The 1,006-nt window shown below is 48.0% G+C and carries 2 protein-coding genes; both read left to right on the top strand.

Annotated features, from left to right (window positions below; all coding sequences use genetic code 11):
- The coding region (locus tag R7Q47_RS26810; protein ID WP_318090373.1) for a helix-turn-helix transcriptional regulator at positions 1-225 on the top strand (225 nt) is incomplete at its 5' end.
- 79 nt (positions 226-304) lie between these two features.
- Positions 305-1,006, top strand: a 702-nt coding sequence (locus R7Q47_RS26815) for an AzlC family ABC transporter permease (RefSeq protein WP_318090375.1), incomplete at its 3' end; no start/stop codon positions are given.

Raw genomic sequence — 1,006 nt, forward strand, 5'->3', positions numbered from 1 at the left:
CTGAGCCCTTTTCACTTACTGCGCGAATTTCAAAAGCAATTTGGCTTTCCGCCTCATGCTTACCAGATCCAGCAACGTTTACGTATGGCGAAAAAGCTGCTCAAACAAGGGCAGAGAATCTCTGATGTCGCACAAGAATGTGGTTTTCATGATCAAAGCCACCTGCATCGACACTTTAAGAAAGCCATGGGCGTCACGCCGGGCCAATATCTTCGCTTTAGCTAAATCCGCAATATCGTACAAGGCGAGATGCCTCTACCACGTTACGTTGATAGCCTGACTTCAAAACAATTAAGAACAAACAATGGATAACACTTTGCCGTTACAAGAAGAATCAAAAGCCACTTTATTTTGGCAAGGCACACTCGCAATGATGCCGTTGAGTATTGCCGTACTGCCTTGGGGACTCTTAGCAGGTTCGTTCGCGATTGATACAGGGCTTCACCCGCTAGAAGGACAAGCGTTATCCGCGATTCTTTTCGCGGGTTCCGCTCAGCTCGTCGCGATGGGAATGATAAAAGCGGGCGCGGGGCTAACCACTATGTTGCTCACCACGTTTTTCATCACCTCACGACATTTTCTCTACAGCGTATCCATGCGCAGTAAAATTGCACCACTTCCGCTTAAATGGCGGCTATCGCTTGGTTTTCTGTTAACCGACGAGCTGTTTGCCATTGCAGGCCATCATTCTGACGAACAATTTAATCGCTGGTACGCCCTAGGCGCCGGATTGAGCTTCTATCTGTTCTGGAACCTTGCGACGCTGACAGGCATCGTGGCAGGTAGCCTAATCCCAGAACTGAGTGAAATGGGGTTGGAATTTGCAGTAGCCGCAACCTTTATCGCGATTGTCGTACCCACGATTAAAAATGCAGCGGTACTTTCTAGCGTCGTAGTGGCTTTGGTAGGCTCAGTCGCGTTGACCTATTACCAAGTAGAAGGAAGTTTGATGATTTCGAGCATTTTAGCCATGTTAACAGGCTATTTTGTCGAACAAGTGCAGGAG

The sequence above is a fragment of the Vibrio sp. Vb0349 genome, assembly GCF_033338975.1.